Genomic DNA, 15,974 nt, shown 5'->3' on the forward strand with positions numbered 1-15,974 from the left:
AAGGAGGCAGTCATGAAGACGAAACTATTCGGCGCCCTGTCCCTGGCGGTGCTGCTGGCCCAGCCCGGCCAGGCCGCCGAGCGCAGCTGGTCCTACAGCTACAACGCCCTGGGCCTGGTCGAGAGCGCCGACGGCCCGCGCACCGACGTGCGGGACGTCATCCGCTACAGCTACGACGCCAAGGGCAACCTCACCGCGGTGACCAACGCCCTGGGCCACGTCACCCGCCTGGGCGGGCACGACGAGCGCGGCAACCCCGGCACCCTCACCGATGCCAACGGCGTGGTCAGTACCCTGACCTACAGCGGTATCGACGCGCGCCTGGCCTCCATCAGCAGTGCCGGCAGCACCACCCGCTTCGACCACGACGCGGTCGGGCAGATCACCCGCCTGACCCGCGGCGACGGTAGCTGGCTGGCCTACACCTACGACGATGCGCGGCGCCTGGTAGCCATCGTCAACAACCTCGGCGAGCGTCTGGAATACGACGTGGACGCCCAGGGCAACCGCACGGCGCAACGGCTGAAGGACGCCAGCGGCAGCCTGGTGCGCCAGCAGCAGTGGGTGTACGACGAACTCGGCCGGCTGCTGCGTGCGGTCGGCGCCGGCCAGACCCACAGCTACCGCTACGACCTCAACGACAACCCCACCGGCCAGACCAACCCGCGCCAGTACGGCAGCGCCCAGGCGTTCGACGCCCTCGATCGCCTGGTCAGCCATACCGACGCCCTCGACGGCGTCACCGCCCTGGCCTACGACGCCCAGGACAACCTCACCCAGGTCCGCGATCCGCGGGGCGTGACCACCCGCTACCGGTATGACGGCCTGGGCAATCTCACCCAGCGCATCAGCCCCGACAGCGGCACCACCCACTTCGAGTACGACGCCGCCGGCAACATCGTCCGCCAGACCGATGCCCGCGGCGTGGTGGTGGAGTTCAGCTACGACGCCCTGAATCGCCTGACCGAGCGCCGCTACCCGGCCACCCCGGCCTTCGACGTGCGCTACCGGTACGACGACAGCGCCGACGGCAACCACGGCATCGGCCGCCTCACGGCCATCGAGGATGGCAGCGGCCGCCTCGCCTATGGCTACGACGCGCGCGGCAACCTGGTGCGGCAGGCGCGCAGCCTGAGCGTCAACGGCAAGGTGCTGGAAGAAGCCCTGAGCTTCCAGTACGACGCCGCCGATCGCCTGGTCGCCATCGGCTACCCGTCCGGCTACACCCTCGGCTATCAGCGCAATGCTGGTGGCCAGGCGAGCAGCGCCAGCCTGGCGGTGGGCAGCCACGAGCCCACCGCCCTGGCCAGCGGCATCGGCTACCTGCCCTTCGGCCCGCTGCAGCGCCTGACCTGGGCCAACGGCATCAGCCTGGTCCGCGAGTACGACCGGGACTACCGGCTCGTCCGCCAGAACATCGGCCCCTGGCAGAGCGACTACCGGCACGACGCCAACGGCAACATCACCCAACTGGCCCACAGCCTCTGGGGAACGCTGGACTACCAGTACGACCCCCTGGACCGGCTGACCACCGAGCGCAGTGGCGAGGCCGAGCGCCGCTACGGCTACGACGCCGTGGGCAACCGCACCGGGAAAAGCGTCACGCGCCTGGCCGACGGCCAGGCCCTCGAGGACAGCTACCGCTACGCCGGCGACAGCAACCGCCTCACCGCCCTCAACGGCCACGCGGTGACCAGCGATGCCACCGGCAACCTGCTCCAGGACCGCGCCAGCCGCCTGCTCGGCTACGACGCCCAGGGCCGCCTGGCGAACGTACGGATCGACGGCCAGGAAGTCGCCCAGTACCGCTACAACGCCCACGGCCAACGTGTCGCCAAACTGACCGCCCAGGGCTTCACCACCTACCTCTACGGCCCCGACGGCCAACTGCTCGGCGAAGCCGCCTACGAGGACGGCCAGCTACGCCGCGAACAGCACTACCTGTGGCTCGACAGCCTGCCCCTGGCCACGCTGAGCACGCCCTACGACGCCCAGGGCCACCCGGGCGACACCCGCGTGCTCTACCTGCACAGCGACCACCTGGACACTCCGCGGCTGGCCAGCGACGACGACCAGCGCCTGGTCTGGCAATGGCAATCCGACGCCTTCGGCAACGGCCTGCCCAGCAGCCCGGACAACACCGTGGTCAACCTGCGCTTCCCCGGGCAGTACTACGACGCCGAAAGCGGCCTGCACTACAACTACTTCCGCGATTACGACCCGCAGACCGGGCGGTATGTGGAGAGTGATCCGATTGGGCTGGATGGGGGCTGAATACCTATGCTTATGTAGGCTCCAATCCAGTAAGGTTGATCGATCCTAACGGATTGAGTCCTACCATTGGGGCTGGTGCAGCAGGCGGTTTTGTTGTCGCGGGGCCACCTGGAGCAGTGGTTGGTGGACTCATCGGTCTTGGGTTAGGTGCCTGGGGCGCAAATGCTGCCTGGGATGCCTATCACGAAAGCGCTAATGAAGATGGCGGTGCATCTGTTGTTGGCACAAGCCCGGGAACTGCGGCGGACAAGGCCAGGGAGCGTAAGGAGTACAGCCGTATCTGCAAGTCGCCAATACCGCCGACTGGAGACCAATGTAAAGATGCTAGGGCTAATTTAGAGAGGCTTGAGCAATGCTTGGCGTTGCGTGAGAGTTTCAGCAAGAAATGGTTCAATGATAACGATGCTGGTCATATTACTGAGATCAATAATACTAGGCGGGCAGTTGAGAACCTGAAAGAGTTTCTGCGGAGGGTGTGCGATGAGCAATGTGATTGATCAACAGAAAATTTCGTTGCTGCTCGCAGAATACTCTAGTCTTCCCGAGTTTAGTGGGGTGGAGTGTGTTGATGTTAATAGTGTTAGCCTATTCGGGGATAGGCCGATCCACGTTGCTGCAACACGGGGAAGTATTGATGAGATTCACTTGGTATTGAGCCAGGGAGCAGATATAAATTGCAAGGGAGAACATGGGTATACAGCCTTGCACGATGCAGTCGAGCAGGGTCATATAGATGCAGTCGATTATCTTTTAAAGCATGGTGCAAATGCTGGAATCCTAAATGATGATGGGGTTTCACCTGTAGGTCTTGCCAAGCTTTTAGATGAAGGTGAGATTCTTCATCTGCTTGAGAAGGATAGTTTTTAGGATCGGTTCATGATCCATACGGAGCGCTACTCCCTGCAACAGGTTGTAGTGCTCCGGGCTACTTTTCCTTCACTGACGCTTCTCGAAAGAGCGCCTCAGAACCGAATCCGCCCCGTAAAGGCATCCTTGAGCATCACCCAGTCGCCCATGAACGACCACAGCGGGTACTTGAAGGTGGCCGGGCGGTTCTTTTCGAAGACGAAGTGGCCGACCCAGGCGAAGCCGTAGCCGGCGAAGGGGAGGGCGATGAGCCACAGCAGGTTGCCGCTTGCGATGGCGTAGGCGAGGATCGCCAGCACCAGCAGGCTGCCCACGTAGTGCAGGCGGCGGCAGGTTGGGTTGCTGTGTTCCTGCAGGTAATAGGGGTAGAACTCGGCGAAGCTGTGGAAACGCTCGGCGGTGTCGGTGGCCATGGCGCACCTCCTGTTGTTGTGATGGCCGCAGTCTACGAAGGCGGCCGGTGACTTGCAGATGACCCCTGCAGCCAGTTTAGTATCCATCCCCGCCATTCCTTGCGCGCCCTGACAACAAGAAGAACCGAGATGCCTGAGCGTACCACCCTGTCCAGTTGGGTTCGTGGAATCCTCCTCGCCATCGAGCTGGAGGGGCTGGACAGCCGCGAGCTGTTCGCCGAGCTGGGCCTGGACCTGGCGGCCCTGGCCGACCCGGACGCGCGTTTCCCCCAGGACGACATGACGCGCCTGTGGCACCTGGCCGTGCAGCGCAGCGGCAACCCGGCCATCGCCCTGAACTTCGCCCGCGTGCATACCCCGGCGTTCCCGGTGCTGGGCTATTCGATGATGTCCAGCCGCACCCTGGCCGAGGCTTTCGAGCGCCTGGAGCGTTACCAGCGGATCATCGCCGAGGGGGCGGACGTGAGCTTCCGGCGCCTGCCAGAGGGTTGCCTGTACAGCGTGCAGGTGCATGGCGACCGCCTGTTGCCGCCGCGGCAGAGTGCGGAGAGCGCCCTGGCGAGCATGATCGCCCTGGTGCGCTGGATCACCGGGCGCGACATCCGCCCGCTGGAGGTGCGCCTGGCCGGCGAGCCGTCGCTGGACCCGGCGCCCTATCAGGCGCTGTTCCAGGCGCCGATGAGTTTTGGCCACGAGCAGTGCGCCCTGCTGTTTTCCCATGAGGACATGAACGCCCCGCTGCCGACGGCCAATGCCGAGCTGGCGCACCTGCACGACCGCTTCGCCGGCGAGTACCTGGCGCGCTTCGCCAGCAGCCGCTTCAGCCACCAGACGCGCCAGGTGCTGTGCCGCCTGCTGCCCCAGGGCGAGCCGCGGCGCGAGGTGGTGGCGGAGATTCTCCACCTGTCCGAGCGCACCCTGCAGCGGCGCCTGCAGGAGGAGGGCAGCAGCTACCAGCAACTGCTCGACGATACCCGTCGCGAGCTGGCCCAGCAGTACCTGGCGACGCCGCACATGACGCTGTTGGAGATCGCCTACCTGCTGGGGTTTTCCGAGCCGAGCAACTTTTTCCGCGCGTTCCGCCGCTGGTTCGGGGTGACGCCGGGGGAGTATCGGGAGCGGTTGTAGGGGGCTCGCGGGGGTGGGGATAATCGCGGACGGAGTCCGCTCCTACGGCTGTGCTCGACCGTAGGGCGAATAACCGTTCGCGGTTATCCGCCGTTGTTCGATGCGCCCTACTTCTCGTCATTCCCGCGAACGCGGAAACCCAGAAGCGTGGGGGCTTGGTGTAGCGCGCCGCTCCGAGTGCGTTGATGTTTCTTGTTTCGCCCCCTCGGGCGAGTCACTTTTGTCAGTCGCCACAAAAGTAACCAAAAAGGCTTGCCCCGCATACGGGCCCGATGGAGCCGGGCTACCCTCACGAATTCCCCCGCCACGGAGGCCCGCCCCGAGGGTACGTCCCTGTAGCCCATCGGGGCTCTAGCGACATCCATGTCGCATGACCTCCTGAGCGCCGGTTTCGCTCGGCCTTCTGAAGGGGCGTTCCGGTGCGCTCGGTGGTTTCTCTGGAAGTCCAAAATCAAGAGCGGCACTGCTCTTCGTAGGAGCGAGCTTGCTCGCGAACCCTGACTCCGTCCCCCTCCCTAACCCTCCCCCGCAAGCGGGAGAGGGGACCGTTCGGCGTGATGCGAAATCACGAAGCTCCCGGCCTCCCCGTAGGGCGGATAACGCCTACGGCGTTATCCGCCGAATCGCGGACAGAGTCCGCTCCTACGGTTCCAGGTAGCACGGGCGTAGGAGCGGACTCCGTCCGCGATTGGATTCACCGGCCACGCCGGACGCCCCGGTGGCACGGCCTGGGTTATTCCCCTTCGGGCCAGCGCAAGTGCTGTTCGCGATGGAGCCACGTCCCGCGTTCGCGGGAATGACGAGGATCGTTCATCCACCGTGCTTCAAAAGAACGACCGCGACGCCTTGAAGGTGACCGCGCTGTCGCAGTAGGCGTTGTGCCCCGAGTAGGCGCTGCAGTCCGTGCCGCTCAGGCTGCTGCCGCTGTAGGAGAAGTTCAGGTCCAGGCCCAGCCAGGGGCGGCTGAGGTTCACCGACCAGTCGTTGAAGCCGCTGACGTAGCCATTAGCCACGTTCACCGGGTTCTCCAGGCTGTAGCTGGCGTACTTCAGCGTCAGGTCGAAGCCCAGCGGCGGCGTCAGGCCCAGGTTGGCGAACAGGGTGGCGCTGCTGCGCCCGGCGCTGTTGCTGTAGGCGGCGCCCAGGCGGCTGCCGAAGATCGACAGGCCACCGTAGACGTCCTGGGTGTCCAGGTCCGGCCGCTGCGGGTGCACGTAGCGGATGCTGCCCAGCTCGTAGCCGAGGCGGCCATTGCCCAGCGGGCGCTTGAAGCCGGCGTAGGAGTCGACTTCGGTGGGCTTGTCCGGTTCCAGGTTGGCGGCCCAGCCGCCGAAGTACCAGCCCGAGTCGTGGCTGGCGTCCAGCCCGCCGTGCAGGCTGTCCAGGCCGCCGGGCTGGACCAGGCCCTGGGCCATGCTGCGGGTCGGCGAGTTGGCGAGCTTGAGGTCGAAGTCGCCCAGCTGGCGCTGCATGACCTGGGCGTTGGCGGCCAGGCTGGCGCACAGCGAGGCGCCCAGCAGCAGACGTTGGATGATCATGGCTCCCCCCTTGGTCTTCGAAATGCTCCTTGGCAGGTGCGGTCCCCTCCGCACCTTTACAGGGTAAATCCATTCATCGACCAGGCAATGACCGGCGGTCCATTTGTCGGCCGGATCGAACCTTTTCGTGCCGGCGCTCGTGGAGGTTGCCGGGCCGCGGTCTAGCTGCTAAATCTTCCCCAGCATGCGCACTCCATTCAGCAGGGAGGCCTCCATGGCCATCACATCCGTACCCTCGGCCGACGGCCAGGAACTGACCATCGTGGTCCAGGGCCGCTTCGACTTCGGTGCGCACCAGGAATTCCGCGACGCCTACGAGCGCGTCGAGACCACCCCGCAACGCTACGTCGTCGACCTCAAGGGCGCCACCTACCTGGACAGCTCGGCGCTGGGCATGCTCCTGCTGCTGCGCGACCACGCCGGCGGCGAACATGCGCAAATCAGCCTGGTGCACTGCAGCCCGGACGTGCGCAAGATCCTCTCCATCTCCAACTTCGAACAACTGTTCCGCATTTCCTGAGCCGTGGCGGTCATGGCCAACTTCCTCACGGTCCTGATCGCCGACGACAACGCCGCCGACCGCCTGCTGCTGTCCACCATCGTCAGCCGCCAGGGGCACCGCGTGCTGACCGCCGCCAACGGCCTGGAGGCCCTGGCGCTGTTCGAGCAGGAGCGTCCGCAGCTGGTGCTGATGGACGCCCTGATGCCGGTGATGGACGGCTTCGAGGCGGCGCGGCGGATCCGCCGCCAGGCCGGCGAGGAGCTGGTGCCGATCATCTTCCTCACCTCGCTGACCGAGACCGAGGCGCTGGTGCAGAGCCTGGAGGCCGGCGGCGACGACTTCCTCTCCAAGCCCTACAACCGGGTGATCCTCGAAGCCAAGATCCGCGCCATGGGCCGCCTGCACCACCTGCAGCGCGAGGTGCTGGCGCAGCGCGACCTGATCGCCCGGCACAACGAGCACCTGCTCAACGAGCAGCGGGTGGCCAAGGCGGTGTTCGACAAGGTGGCGCACTCCGGCTGCCTGAACGCGCCGAACATCCGCTACCTGCAGTCGCCCTTCGCGCTGTTCAACGGCGACCTGCTGCTGGCCGCCTACAAGCCCTCCGGCGGCATGCACGTGCTGCTCGGCGACTTCACCGGCCACGGCCTGCCGGCGGCCATCGGCGCCATGCCGCTGGCCGAGGTGTTCTACGGCATGACCGCCAAGGGCTACCCGATCGCCGACATCCTCCGCGAGATGAACGCCAAGCTGAAGCGCATCCTGCCGGTGGGGGTGTTCTGCTGCGCCAGCATGCTCAACCTGAGCTTCCAGCGCGGCCTGCTGGAGGTGTGGAACGGCGGCCTGCCCGACGGCTACCTGTTCCGCCAGGGCCGCGAGCTGCAGCCCCTGGTGTCGCGCCACCTGCCGCTGGGCATCCTCGAGCCGGCGGCCTTCGACGAGGGCTGCGAGGTCTTCCCCATGGAGGACGGCGACCGCGTGCTGCTGTTCTCCGACGGGGTGCTGGAGGCCCGCAACCCGCAGGGCGAGATGTTCGGCGAGCAGCGCCTGCGCCAGGTGTTCGAGGAGCAGCGCGACGGTTCGCGGCTGTTCGAGGGGGTGAAGGCGGCGCTGGTGCGCTTCCGCGGCGAGGCCCAGGACGACCTGAGCATGCTGGAAGTGGCCCTGGTGCCCGACGCCAGCCTGCAGCGGCCGCCCCTGGCGTTTTCCGAAAGCGGGCTGGGCGGCACCCAGGACTGGTCCTGCAGCTTCGAGTTCCGCGCCCCGACGCTGCGCCACTTCAACCCCTTGCCGTTCCTGCTGCAGCTGCTGATGGAGGTGCATGACCTGCGCCCCCGCGGCAGTGCCCTCTACACGGTGCTCGCCGAGCTGTACTCCAACGCCCTGGAGCACGGCGTGATGGGCCTGGAGTCGCGCCTGAAGTGCGACGCCCAGGGCTTCGCCCGCTACTACGAGGAGCGCCGCAAGCGCCTGGAAAGCCTCGACCACGGCTTCGTGCGCTTCCACATCGACCTCGCCCCCCATGGCGATGGCGGCCGCCTGCTGGTGCGGGTGGACGACAGCGGCAACGGCTTCGACGTCAATGCCGTGCTGCAGGCCCAGGCGCACTGCGTGCCGGGCGCCTTCAGCGGCCGCGGCCTGACCTTGATACGCAGCCTGGCCGACCGCTGCCAGTGGTCGGGGGACGGCAAGTCGGTGTCCGTGGAGTTTTTCTGGTCCGCTCAGGCATAATCCGGCACTTCCCGTGCGCCGGCCCTGGCCATGGGTGGCCAGGGAGCGAGCGAATGTCCGATGTGCATCTCGACGATGCGGTACTGAAGGCTTTGCGGGAGGTGATGGCGGAAGAGTTTCCGCTGTTGCTCGACACCTTCATCGGCGACTCCGAGGAGCGCCTGCGCAACCTCCACGAGGCCCTGGCCGAACTCGACGGCCAGGCCCTGCGCCACGCCGCGCACAGCTTCAAGGGCAGCTGCGGCAACATGGGCGCGCCGGCCCTGGCCGCCCTGTGCAAGCGCCTGGAAGACGCCGCCCGGCAGGGCGACATGGCCAAGGCCGCCGGGCTGATCGAGCAGGTCGAGCGCGAGTTCGCCATCGTCCGCATCCTGCTGCGCCAGCAGCGCCTGCAACGTTCCTGACGGGCGACCCGGGAAACTGGCCCGGCCCTTGCTATCTCCGTGTCATCGACGCAAACGAAACGGAGATCGCCGATGGCTGTCGCCCCGGACATCCTACTTTCGCCGACCCCGCCGCCAAGCCCCCGGACATCCCCGTCCAGGGCCGCGCAGGATTCGGCCAACACCAGCAACGACAAGGGTTCCAGCTTCGCCGACGTGTACGCCCAGGAAAGCCGGCCGGCCGCCAAGGAGCGCCCGCAGGCCCAGGCCAAGGCCAAGGGCGACAAGCCGCGCGCTCAGGATGACGCGCCCGCCAAGGACAGCGCCAAGGCGCCGGAAGCCGGCAGCGAGCAGCCAAAGGTTGCCGAAGGCGGCAAGCCCTTGCCGGCCCAGGAGCAGGCGTCGACGGACGACGGCCAGCAGCCGCCCGACCCCAGCCTCGACCCGCTGCTGGCGCTGGCCATGGGCGTGCAGCCGACGGTGCAGGACGGCGCCACGCAACTCGGCCAGGGCCAGCTCGATGCTGCCAACAGCGACGGCGACCTGCAGAAGCTCAACCAGGCCCAGGGCGTGGCCCTGTTGCCGGAAGCGGGCGCCGAGGAGGTGACCCAGGCCCTGCAGCTGCCCACTGCCGGCAAGGGCGAGCTCAACCTCAAGCTGGCCGACGGCCAGGGCAAGGGCGACGCCAAGCTGGACATGACCAGCCTGCTGGCCGGCCTCAAGGACGCCCAGGGTTCGACGGAAACCAAGACCGCCGACGCAGCCGGCGAGCTGGCCGGGCAATTGGCCGACAGCGTCGGCCAGCCCAAGACCGAGCCGCGCAACGAGGCCTTCGCCCATCGCCTGGAGGCCATGACCCAGGCGCTCAACGGCACCCAGCAGGCGCTCACCAGCCGCCCGGTCAACCCGCAGGTGCCCGGCCAGCCGGTGGCCATGCAGCAGAACGGCTGGACCGACCAGGTGGTGGACCGGGTGATGTGGATGTCCAGCCAGAACCTGAAGTCCGCCGACATCCAGATGGAGCCGGCCGACCTCGGGCGCCTGGAAGTGCGCATCCACATGACCAGCGACCAGACCCAGGTGACCTTCGCCAGCGCCAGCGCCGGCGTGCGCGAGGCCCTGGACAGCCAGCAGCACCGCCTGCGCGAGATGCTCGGCCAGCAGGGCATGAACCAGGTCAACGTCAACGTCTCCGACCAGTCCCTGGCCCGCGGCTGGCAAGGGCAGGGCCAGCAGCAGGGCAATGGCCGCGGCGGTTCGGCCACGGCGGCGGAGGGTGACGACGAGCCCATGCTCAGCGGCGTCAGCGAGATCCGCGCGCGGCCGCAGCTGGGCGGGCTGGGGATGGTGGATTATTACGCCTGACGCCGGCCCCGCCGTTCCCTTGTAGGAGCGCGCCCTGCGCGCGAATCGCGGGCAGGGCCCGCTCCTACAGGGGCGCCTTGCAGGCCAAACGGCGGATAACGCCGTAGGCGTTATGCGCCCTACGCCAGGCCCGCTCCTGACGTAGGGCGAATAACCGTTCGCGGTTATCCGCCGCTTCACCTGTCCCCCCTCGCTCCGCCCATCGGCAGCCTGTAATATCCGCCGCGGCGGCCGGGCATGACCTGGCACAGCCCTTGCTCCTGTCTTTCCAGACAGGCAACGGACCGCGCAAGTGACGGATTTCTGGCATGGCTAAGAACGATCAGCAGACCACTCCACCCGCCGAGGGCGGCGCCGGCAAGGGCCGGCTCAAGCTCATCATCATCCTGGGCCTGGCCTTCCTGCTGGCGGTCGGGGCGTCGGTGGGGGCACCTGGTTCTTCCTCAGCCGTGGCGCCAAGCCCGCCGAGGCACCGGTGGCCGAGGCCGGCAGCGGCAAGAAACCGGCGCTCTACGAGGTGCTGGCGCCATCTTTCGTGGTCAACTTCAACCAGGGCGGGCGGCAGCGCTACCTGCAGGTCGCCGTGGCCCTGATGGGCCGCGACCAGGCCCAGCTGGACGCCCTGCGCGAACAGATGCCGCTGGTGCGCAACCAGCTGGTGATGCTGTTCTCCAGCCAGAATTTCGACACCTTGACCACCCCGGTGGGCAAGGAGATGCTGCGACAGCAGGCGACCGCCAGCATCCAGGAACTGGCCAAGAAGGCCACCGGTCAGTTGACCGTGGAACAGGTGCTTTTCACCAATTTCGTACTCCAGTAGGTAAGCCGCCATGGCCGTGCAAGATCTGCTCTCCCAGGACGAAATCGACGCGCTGCTGCACGGCGTCGACGACGGCCTGGTGGAAACCGAAGCCGATTCCGACCCCACGGCGGTCAAGTCCTACGACCTGACCAGCCAGGACCGCATCGTCCGCGGTCGCATGCCGACCCTGGAGATGATCAACGAGCGCTTCGCCCGCTACACCCGCATCAGCATGTTCAACCTGCTGCGGCGCTCGGCCGACGTTGCCGTGGGCGGCGTGCAGGTGATGAAGTTCGGCGAGTACGTGCACTCGCTGTACGTGCCCACCAGCCTCAACCTGGTGAAGATGAAGCCGCTGCGCGGCACCGCGCTGTTCATCCTCGACGCCAAGCTGGTGTTCAAGCTGGTGGACAACTTCTTCGGCGGCGACGGCCGCCACGCCAAGATCGAGGGCCGCGAGTTCACCCCCACCGAGCTGCGGGTGGTGCGCATGGTCATCGAGCAGGCCTTTGTCGACCTCGCCGAGGCCTGGAGCGCGGTGCTGCCGATCACCTTCGAGTACGTCAACTCGGAAGTGAACCCGGCCATGGCCAACATCGTCAGCCCCAGCGAGGTGGTGGTGGTCTCCACCTTCCACATCGAGCTGGACGGCGGCGGCGGCGACCTGCACATCACCGTGCCCTACGCGATGATCGAGCCAATCCGCGAGATGCTCGACGCCGGCTTCCAGTCCGACGTCGACGACCAGGACGAGCGCTGGCTCAACGCCCTGCGCGAGGACATCCTCGACGTCAACGTGCCGGTGGACGCCACCGTGGTGCGCCGCCAGCTGCGCCTGCGCGACATCCTGCACATGCAGCCGGGCGACGTGATCCCGGTGGAGATGCCCGAATTCATGGTGATGCGCGCCAACGGCGTGCCTTCCTTCAAGGTCAAGCTGGGTTCGCACAAGGGCAACCTGGCCTTCCAGATTCTCGATCCGCTCGAGCGCCCGCGCTGAGCGCATCCCCCCAGAGGACCCGACAATGGCAGATGAAGACAAAGTGACCCCCGAGGAGCAGGCCCTGGCGGACGAATGGGCCGCGGCCCTGTCCGAGGCGGGCGACGCCAGCCAGGACGACATCGACGCGATGATGGCCGGCAACGCCGCGCCGGCCGCCCCGGTGGCGCCGCGCGCGCCCATGGAGGAGTTCGGCATGGCGCCGCGGGCGCCGACCATCGCCGGCCTGGAAGGGCCGAACCTGGACGTCATCCTCGACATCCCGGTGACCATCTCCATGGAGGTCGGCCACACCGACATCACCATCCGCAACCTGCTGCAGCTCAACCAGGGCTCGGTGATCGAGCTCGACCGCCTGGCCGGCGAGCCGCTGGACGTGCTGGTCAACGGCACCCTGATCGCCCACGGCGAGGTGGTGGTGGTGAACGAGAAGTTCGGCATCCGCCTGACCGACGTGATCAGCCCCAGCGAACGCATCAAGAAGCTGCGCTGATGATGGCCCGCCTGCTCGCACTGTTCTGCGCCCTGCCGCTGGCGGGGTTGTTGCCGCTGGCCCGGGCCGCGGACGAGCCGGCCGCCGCGCCGGCGCCGGCCATCGTCCACGCCAGCGCCTCGCCGAGCCTGATCACCGGCAGCGCCGGGGCCCAGCTGCTGCAGCTGCTGTTCGGCCTGGTGCTGGTGGTGGCGCTGATCTTCCTGCTCGCCTGGCTGGTGCGCCGCGTGCAGCAGATCGGCCCGCGCGGCAACCAGGCGATCAAGCTGGTGGCCAGCCAGGCCCTGAGCCCGCGCGACCGCCTGCTGCTGGTGCAGGTGGGCGAGGAGCAGATCCTCCTCGGCCTGACGCCGGGGCGCATCACCCCGCTGCACGTGCTCAAGGAGCCGGTGCGCGGCGTCGAGGCCGGCGAGCAGCCGGCGCCGCCGGAGTTCGCCCAGCGCCTGCTGGAGCTGCTGAACAAGGACAAGGGCCGCCCGCAATGAGCTTCCCCGCCTTCCCGCAGGCGCTGCGCCGCTGCCTGCCGCTGCTGGCCGTGCTGCTGGCGCTGCTCGCGCCCCAGGCCTTCGCCGCCGACCCGCTGCAGGTGTCGGCGATCACCGTGACCACCAACCCGCAGGGCCAGCAGGAATACTCGGTCAGCCTGCAGATCCTGCTGATCATGACGGCGCTGAGCTTCATCCCGGCGTTCGTCATGCTGATGACCAGCTTCACCCGGATCATCATCGTCTTCGCCATCCTGCGCCAGGCGCTGGGCCTGCAGACCACGCCGTCGAACCAGATTCTCGTGGGCCTTGCGCTGTTCCTCACCCTGTTCGTCATGGCGCCGGTGTTCGACAAGGTCAACAGCACCGCGCTGCAGCCCTACCTGAACGAGCAGATCCAGGCCCCGGAGGCGCTGAGCCGCGCCGAGGTGCCGCTGAAGTCGTTCATGCTGGCGCAGACCCGGCAGTCGGACCTGGACCTGTTCGTGCGCCTGTCCAAGCGCACCGACATCGCCAACGCCGACGCCACGCCGCTGACCATCCTGGTCCCGGCCTTCGTCACCTCGGAGCTGAAGACCGCGTTCCAGATCGGCTTCATGATCTTCATCCCGTTCCTGATCATCGACCTGGTGGTGGCCAGCGTGCTCATGGCCATGGGCATGATGATGCTGTCGCCGCTGATCATCTCGCTGCCGTTCAAGATCATGCTGTTCGTCCTGGTGGACGGCTGGGCGCTGATCATCGGCACCCTGGCCGGCAGCTTCGGCACCGTTTGACTAGAGAGGAGGGCGCGCCATGACCCCGGAAGTCGCCGTCGACCTGTTCCGCCAGGCACTCTGGCTGACCGCCATGATGGTCGCCATCCTGGTGCTGCCGAGCCTGCTGGTGGGCCTGGTGGTGGCCATGTTCCAGGCCGCCACGCAGATCAACGAGCAGACCCTGAGCTTCCTGCCGCGCCTGCTGGTGACCCTCGGCACGCTGATCGTCCTGGGCCCCTGGCTGGTGCGCGAGCTGATGGAGTACACCCAGGGCCTGATCACCAGCATCCCCACGCTGATCGGCTGATGCTGGAGCTGAGCAACGCGCAGATCGGCGCCTGGGTCGGCAGCTTCGTGCTGCCGCTGTTCCGCATCGCCGCGCTGCTGATGACCATGCCGATCTTCAGCAACCAGATGGTCCCGGCGCGGGTGCGCCTGTACCTGTCCCTGGCCATCGCCGTGGTGCTGGTGCCGACCCTGCCGCCGATGCCCCAGGTCGACGCCCTGAACCTGCGGGCTATGCTGCTGGTGGGCGAGCAGGTGCTGATCGGCGCCATGCTCGGCTTCACCCTGCAGCTGTTCTTCCATGTGTTCGTGGTCGCCGGGCAGCTGCTGTCGATGCAGATGGGCCTGGGCTTCGCCTCCACCGTGGATCCGGCCAACGGCATCTCGGTGCCGGTGATGGGGCAGTTCTTCAGCCTGCTGGTGACCCTGCTGTTCCTGGCCATGAACGGCCACCTGGTGGTGCTGGAGGTGATCGCCGAGAGCTTCGTCACCCTGCCGGTGGGCCAGGGCCTCTCCGGCGAGCACCTGTACACCGTGGCCGGCAAGCTCGGCTGGGTGCTCGGCGGTGGCCTGCTGATCGCCCTGCCGGCGGTCACCGCGCTGCTGGTGGTGAACCTCGCCTTCGGCGCCATGACCCGCGCCGCGCCGCAACTGAACATCTTCTCCATCGGCTTCCCGCTGACCCTGGTGATGGGCTTCGTCATCGTCTGGATCGGCACCGCCGAAATCCTCTCGCAGTACCAGGACCTCGTCCGCGAGGCCCTGGCGCTGCTCCGTGAACTGGTGGGAGCGCGCTGATGGCGGAAAGCGAGAGCGGCCAGGACAAGACGGAGGAACCCACAGAGAAACGCCGCCGCGAGGCCCGCGAGAAAGGCCAGCTGCCGCGTTCCCGGGAGCTCAACACCCTGGCCGTGCTGATGGCCGGGGCCGGCGCGCTGCTGGCCTACGGCGCGCACCTGGCCGAGGTGCTGATGGGGGTGATGCGCGGCAGCTTCGAGCTGTCCCGCGAGACGGCGATGAACAGCGAAAGCATGCTGCGCCTGCTGGGCACCGCCGCGCGCGGGGCCGCCGAGGGGCTCTGGCCGATCTTGCTGGTGCTGCTCTTCGCCGCCATCGTCGGCCCCATCGCCCTGGGCGGCTGGCTGTTCTCCGGCCAGGCCCTGGCGCCCAAGTTCAGCCGCATGAACCCGCTGGAGGGGATCAAGCGGATGTTCTCCAGCAAGTCGGTGCTGGAGCTGTTCAAGGCGCTGATCAAGTTCGTGGTGGTGCTGGCGGTGGCGGTGCTGGTGCTGCGCTCGGACAAGGAGGCCCTGCTGGCGCTGCTGCACCAGCCGTTGCACACGGCCATCGTGGAAAGCGTCAAGGTGGTGGGCTGGAGCGCCTTCTGGATGGCCTGCAGCCTGCTGCTGATCGCCGCCGTGGACGTGCCCTACCAGCTCTGGGACAACCGCCAGAAGCTGCTGATGACCAAGCAGGAAGTGCGCGACGAGTACAAGGACTCCGAGGGCAAGCCCGAGGTCAAGGCCAAGGTCCGCCGCCTGCAGCGCGAGATGGCGCAGCGGCGCATGATGCAAGCGGTGCCCGAGGCCGACGTGGTGATCACCAACCCGACGCACTTCGCCGTGGCCCTGAAGTACGATGCCAAGGCCGGCGGCGCGCCGCGCCTGCTGGCCAAGGGCAACGACTTCCTGGCCCTGAAGATCCGCGAGGTGGCCCAGGAGCACAAGGTCACGGTGCTGGAGTCGCCAGCCCTGGCCCGTGCGGTCTACTACTCCACCGAACTGGACCAGGAGATTCCCGCCGGCCTCTACCTGGCGGTGGCCCAAGTGCTGGCCTACGTCTACCAGCTCAAGCAGTTCCGCGCCGGCAAGGGCAAGCGCCCGGGGCCGATGCCCGAAGTACCCATCCCGCCGGACCTGCGCCGCGACGAATGACGCACCGCGTTCGTCG

General features: G+C 67.3%; 15 protein-coding genes and 2 pseudogenes. 15 read left to right on the forward strand and 2 right to left on the reverse strand.

Going from position 1 to position 15,974, the window contains the following annotated elements; all coding sequences use genetic code 11:
- Positions 1-12 precede the first annotated feature (12 nt).
- Both PKO50_RS07155 and PKO50_RS07160 read left to right on the forward strand, forming a co-directional pair.
- Positions 13-2,771, forward strand: a pseudogene (locus tag PKO50_RS07155) (RHS repeat-associated core domain-containing protein).
- A complete protein-coding gene (locus PKO50_RS07160; RefSeq protein ID WP_275629234.1) occupies positions 2,755-3,141 on the forward strand; it encodes an ankyrin repeat domain-containing protein in 387 nt (128 codons plus the stop codon). Before PKO50_RS07155 ends, PKO50_RS07160 begins: the two are co-directional and overlap by 17 nt.
- Positions 3,142-3,236: 95 nt before the next feature.
- On the opposite strand, the gene PKO50_RS07165 is transcribed toward PKO50_RS07160, so the two are convergent.
- Positions 3,237-3,554 (reverse strand): Mpo1-like protein, encoded by a 318-nt coding sequence (locus PKO50_RS07165; RefSeq protein ID WP_089393963.1) that lies wholly within the window; start codon positions 3,552-3,554, stop codon positions 3,237-3,239.
- A 129-nt stretch (positions 3,555-3,683) separates the two neighbouring features.
- On the opposite strand from PKO50_RS07165, the gene PKO50_RS07170 reads away from it, so the two are divergent.
- Positions 3,684-4,682, forward strand: a complete 999-nt coding sequence (locus PKO50_RS07170; protein WP_275629235.1) for an AraC family transcriptional regulator — start codon at positions 3,684-3,686, stop codon at positions 4,680-4,682.
- A gap of 824 nt (positions 4,683-5,506) precedes the next feature.
- Here the strand turns inward: PKO50_RS07170 and PKO50_RS07175 are convergent.
- Positions 5,507-6,220, reverse strand: a complete 714-nt coding sequence (locus tag PKO50_RS07175; RefSeq protein ID WP_275629236.1) for a TorF family putative porin — start codon at positions 6,218-6,220, stop codon at positions 5,507-5,509.
- 214 nt (positions 6,221-6,434) lie between these two features.
- Here PKO50_RS07175 and PKO50_RS07180 point away from each other — a divergent pair, with 214 nt between their 5' ends.
- From PKO50_RS07180 to flhB, 12 genes and pseudogenes are all read left to right on the forward strand, one after another.
- Positions 6,435-6,740, forward strand: coding sequence for an STAS domain-containing protein (locus PKO50_RS07180; RefSeq protein WP_109935414.1), 306 nt, complete (start codon positions 6,435-6,437; stop codon positions 6,738-6,740).
- 12 nt (positions 6,741-6,752) lie between these two features.
- Positions 6,753-8,453 carry a fused response regulator/phosphatase gene (locus tag PKO50_RS07185; RefSeq protein WP_275629237.1) on the forward strand — a complete coding sequence of 567 codons (1,701 nt, stop codon included), beginning with the start codon at positions 6,753-6,755 and terminating at the stop codon, positions 8,451-8,453.
- Positions 8,454-8,506: 53 nt separating this feature from the next.
- Positions 8,507-8,857: an Hpt domain-containing protein gene (locus tag PKO50_RS07190; RefSeq protein ID WP_074977072.1), complete on the forward strand. Its 351-nt coding sequence runs from the start codon at positions 8,507-8,509 to the stop codon at positions 8,855-8,857.
- 72 nt (positions 8,858-8,929) lie between these two features.
- A complete protein-coding gene (locus PKO50_RS07195; RefSeq protein WP_109935411.1) occupies positions 8,930-10,201 on the forward strand; it encodes a flagellar hook-length control protein FliK in 1,272 nt (423 codons plus the stop codon).
- Positions 10,202-10,509: 308 nt separating this feature from the next.
- Positions 10,510-11,021, forward strand: a pseudogene (gene fliL, locus PKO50_RS07200) (flagellar basal body-associated protein FliL).
- A 10-nt stretch (positions 11,022-11,031) separates the two neighbouring features.
- Entirely contained in the window at positions 11,032-12,003 is a 972-nt protein-coding gene (fliM, locus tag PKO50_RS07205) for a flagellar motor switch protein FliM (RefSeq protein WP_089393971.1), read from the forward strand.
- A 25-nt stretch (positions 12,004-12,028) separates the two neighbouring features.
- Positions 12,029-12,496 carry a flagellar motor switch protein FliN gene (gene fliN, locus PKO50_RS07210; RefSeq protein WP_009621630.1) on the forward strand — a complete coding sequence of 156 codons (468 nt, stop codon included), beginning with the start codon at positions 12,029-12,031 and terminating at the stop codon, positions 12,494-12,496.
- A 2-nt stretch (positions 12,497-12,498) separates the two neighbouring features.
- Positions 12,499-12,981 carry a flagellar biosynthetic protein FliO gene (fliO, locus tag PKO50_RS07215; RefSeq protein ID WP_275630435.1) on the forward strand — a complete coding sequence of 161 codons (483 nt, stop codon included), beginning with the start codon at positions 12,499-12,501 and terminating at the stop codon, positions 12,979-12,981.
- Positions 12,978-13,757 carry a flagellar type III secretion system pore protein FliP gene (fliP, locus tag PKO50_RS07220; protein WP_275629238.1) on the forward strand — a complete coding sequence of 260 codons (780 nt, stop codon included), beginning with the start codon at positions 12,978-12,980 and terminating at the stop codon, positions 13,755-13,757. Before fliO ends, fliP begins: the two co-directional genes overlap by 4 nt.
- Positions 13,758-13,776: 19 nt before the next feature.
- Positions 13,777-14,046 (forward strand): flagellar biosynthesis protein FliQ, encoded by a 270-nt coding sequence (gene fliQ, locus PKO50_RS07225; RefSeq protein WP_009621633.1) that lies wholly within the window; start codon positions 13,777-13,779, stop codon positions 14,044-14,046.
- Positions 14,046-14,822, forward strand: coding sequence for a flagellar biosynthetic protein FliR (gene fliR, locus PKO50_RS07230; RefSeq protein ID WP_089393974.1), 777 nt, complete (start codon positions 14,046-14,048; stop codon positions 14,820-14,822). Before fliQ ends, fliR begins: the two co-directional genes overlap by 1 nt.
- The gene (flhB, locus tag PKO50_RS07235; protein WP_275629239.1) at positions 14,822-15,958 is read left to right on the forward strand and encodes a flagellar biosynthesis protein FlhB; all 1,137 of its coding nucleotides are present in this window, start codon (positions 14,822-14,824) and stop codon (positions 15,956-15,958) included. Before fliR ends, flhB begins: the two co-directional genes overlap by 1 nt.
- Positions 15,959-15,974: the final 16 nt, after the last annotated feature.

It is taken from the genome of Pseudomonas sp. 273, assembly GCF_029201425.1.
GTDB lineage: Bacteria > Pseudomonadota > Gammaproteobacteria > Pseudomonadales > Pseudomonadaceae > Pseudomonas > Pseudomonas delhiensis.

Bases quoted from the DNA above. Each gene is read 5' to 3' on its own strand.
- flhB (WP_275629239.1), top strand. From the start codon at position 14,822: ATGGCGGAAAGCGAGAGCGGCCAGGACAAGACGGAGGAACCCACAGAG.
- PKO50_RS07165 (WP_089393963.1), bottom strand. From the start codon at position 3,554: ATGGCCACCGACACCGCCGAGCGTTTCCACAGCTTCGCCGAGTTCTAC.
- fliO (WP_275630435.1), top strand. From the start codon at position 12,499: ATGGCCCGCCTGCTCGCACTGTTCTGCGCCCTGCCGCTGGCGGGGTTG.
- PKO50_RS07170 (WP_275629235.1), top strand. From the start codon at position 3,684: ATGCCTGAGCGTACCACCCTGTCCAGTTGGGTTCGTGGAATCCTCCTC.
- fliN (WP_009621630.1), top strand. From the start codon at position 12,029: ATGGCAGATGAAGACAAAGTGACCCCCGAGGAGCAGGCCCTGGCGGAC.
- PKO50_RS07160 (WP_275629234.1), top strand. From the start codon at position 2,755: ATGAGCAATGTGATTGATCAACAGAAAATTTCGTTGCTGCTCGCAGAA.
- PKO50_RS07175 (WP_275629236.1), bottom strand. From the start codon at position 6,220: ATGATCATCCAACGTCTGCTGCTGGGCGCCTCGCTGTGCGCCAGCCTG.
- PKO50_RS07180 (WP_109935414.1), top strand. From the start codon at position 6,435: ATGGCCATCACATCCGTACCCTCGGCCGACGGCCAGGAACTGACCATC.
- fliQ (WP_009621633.1), top strand. From the start codon at position 13,777: ATGACCCCGGAAGTCGCCGTCGACCTGTTCCGCCAGGCACTCTGGCTG.
- PKO50_RS07195 (WP_109935411.1), top strand. From the start codon at position 8,930: ATGGCTGTCGCCCCGGACATCCTACTTTCGCCGACCCCGCCGCCAAGC.
- fliM (WP_089393971.1), top strand. From the start codon at position 11,032: ATGGCCGTGCAAGATCTGCTCTCCCAGGACGAAATCGACGCGCTGCTG.
- fliR (WP_089393974.1), top strand. From the start codon at position 14,046: ATGCTGGAGCTGAGCAACGCGCAGATCGGCGCCTGGGTCGGCAGCTTC.
- PKO50_RS07185 (WP_275629237.1), top strand. From the start codon at position 6,753: ATGGCCAACTTCCTCACGGTCCTGATCGCCGACGACAACGCCGCCGAC.
- PKO50_RS07190 (WP_074977072.1), top strand. From the start codon at position 8,507: ATGTCCGATGTGCATCTCGACGATGCGGTACTGAAGGCTTTGCGGGAG.
- fliP (WP_275629238.1), top strand. From the start codon at position 12,978: ATGAGCTTCCCCGCCTTCCCGCAGGCGCTGCGCCGCTGCCTGCCGCTG.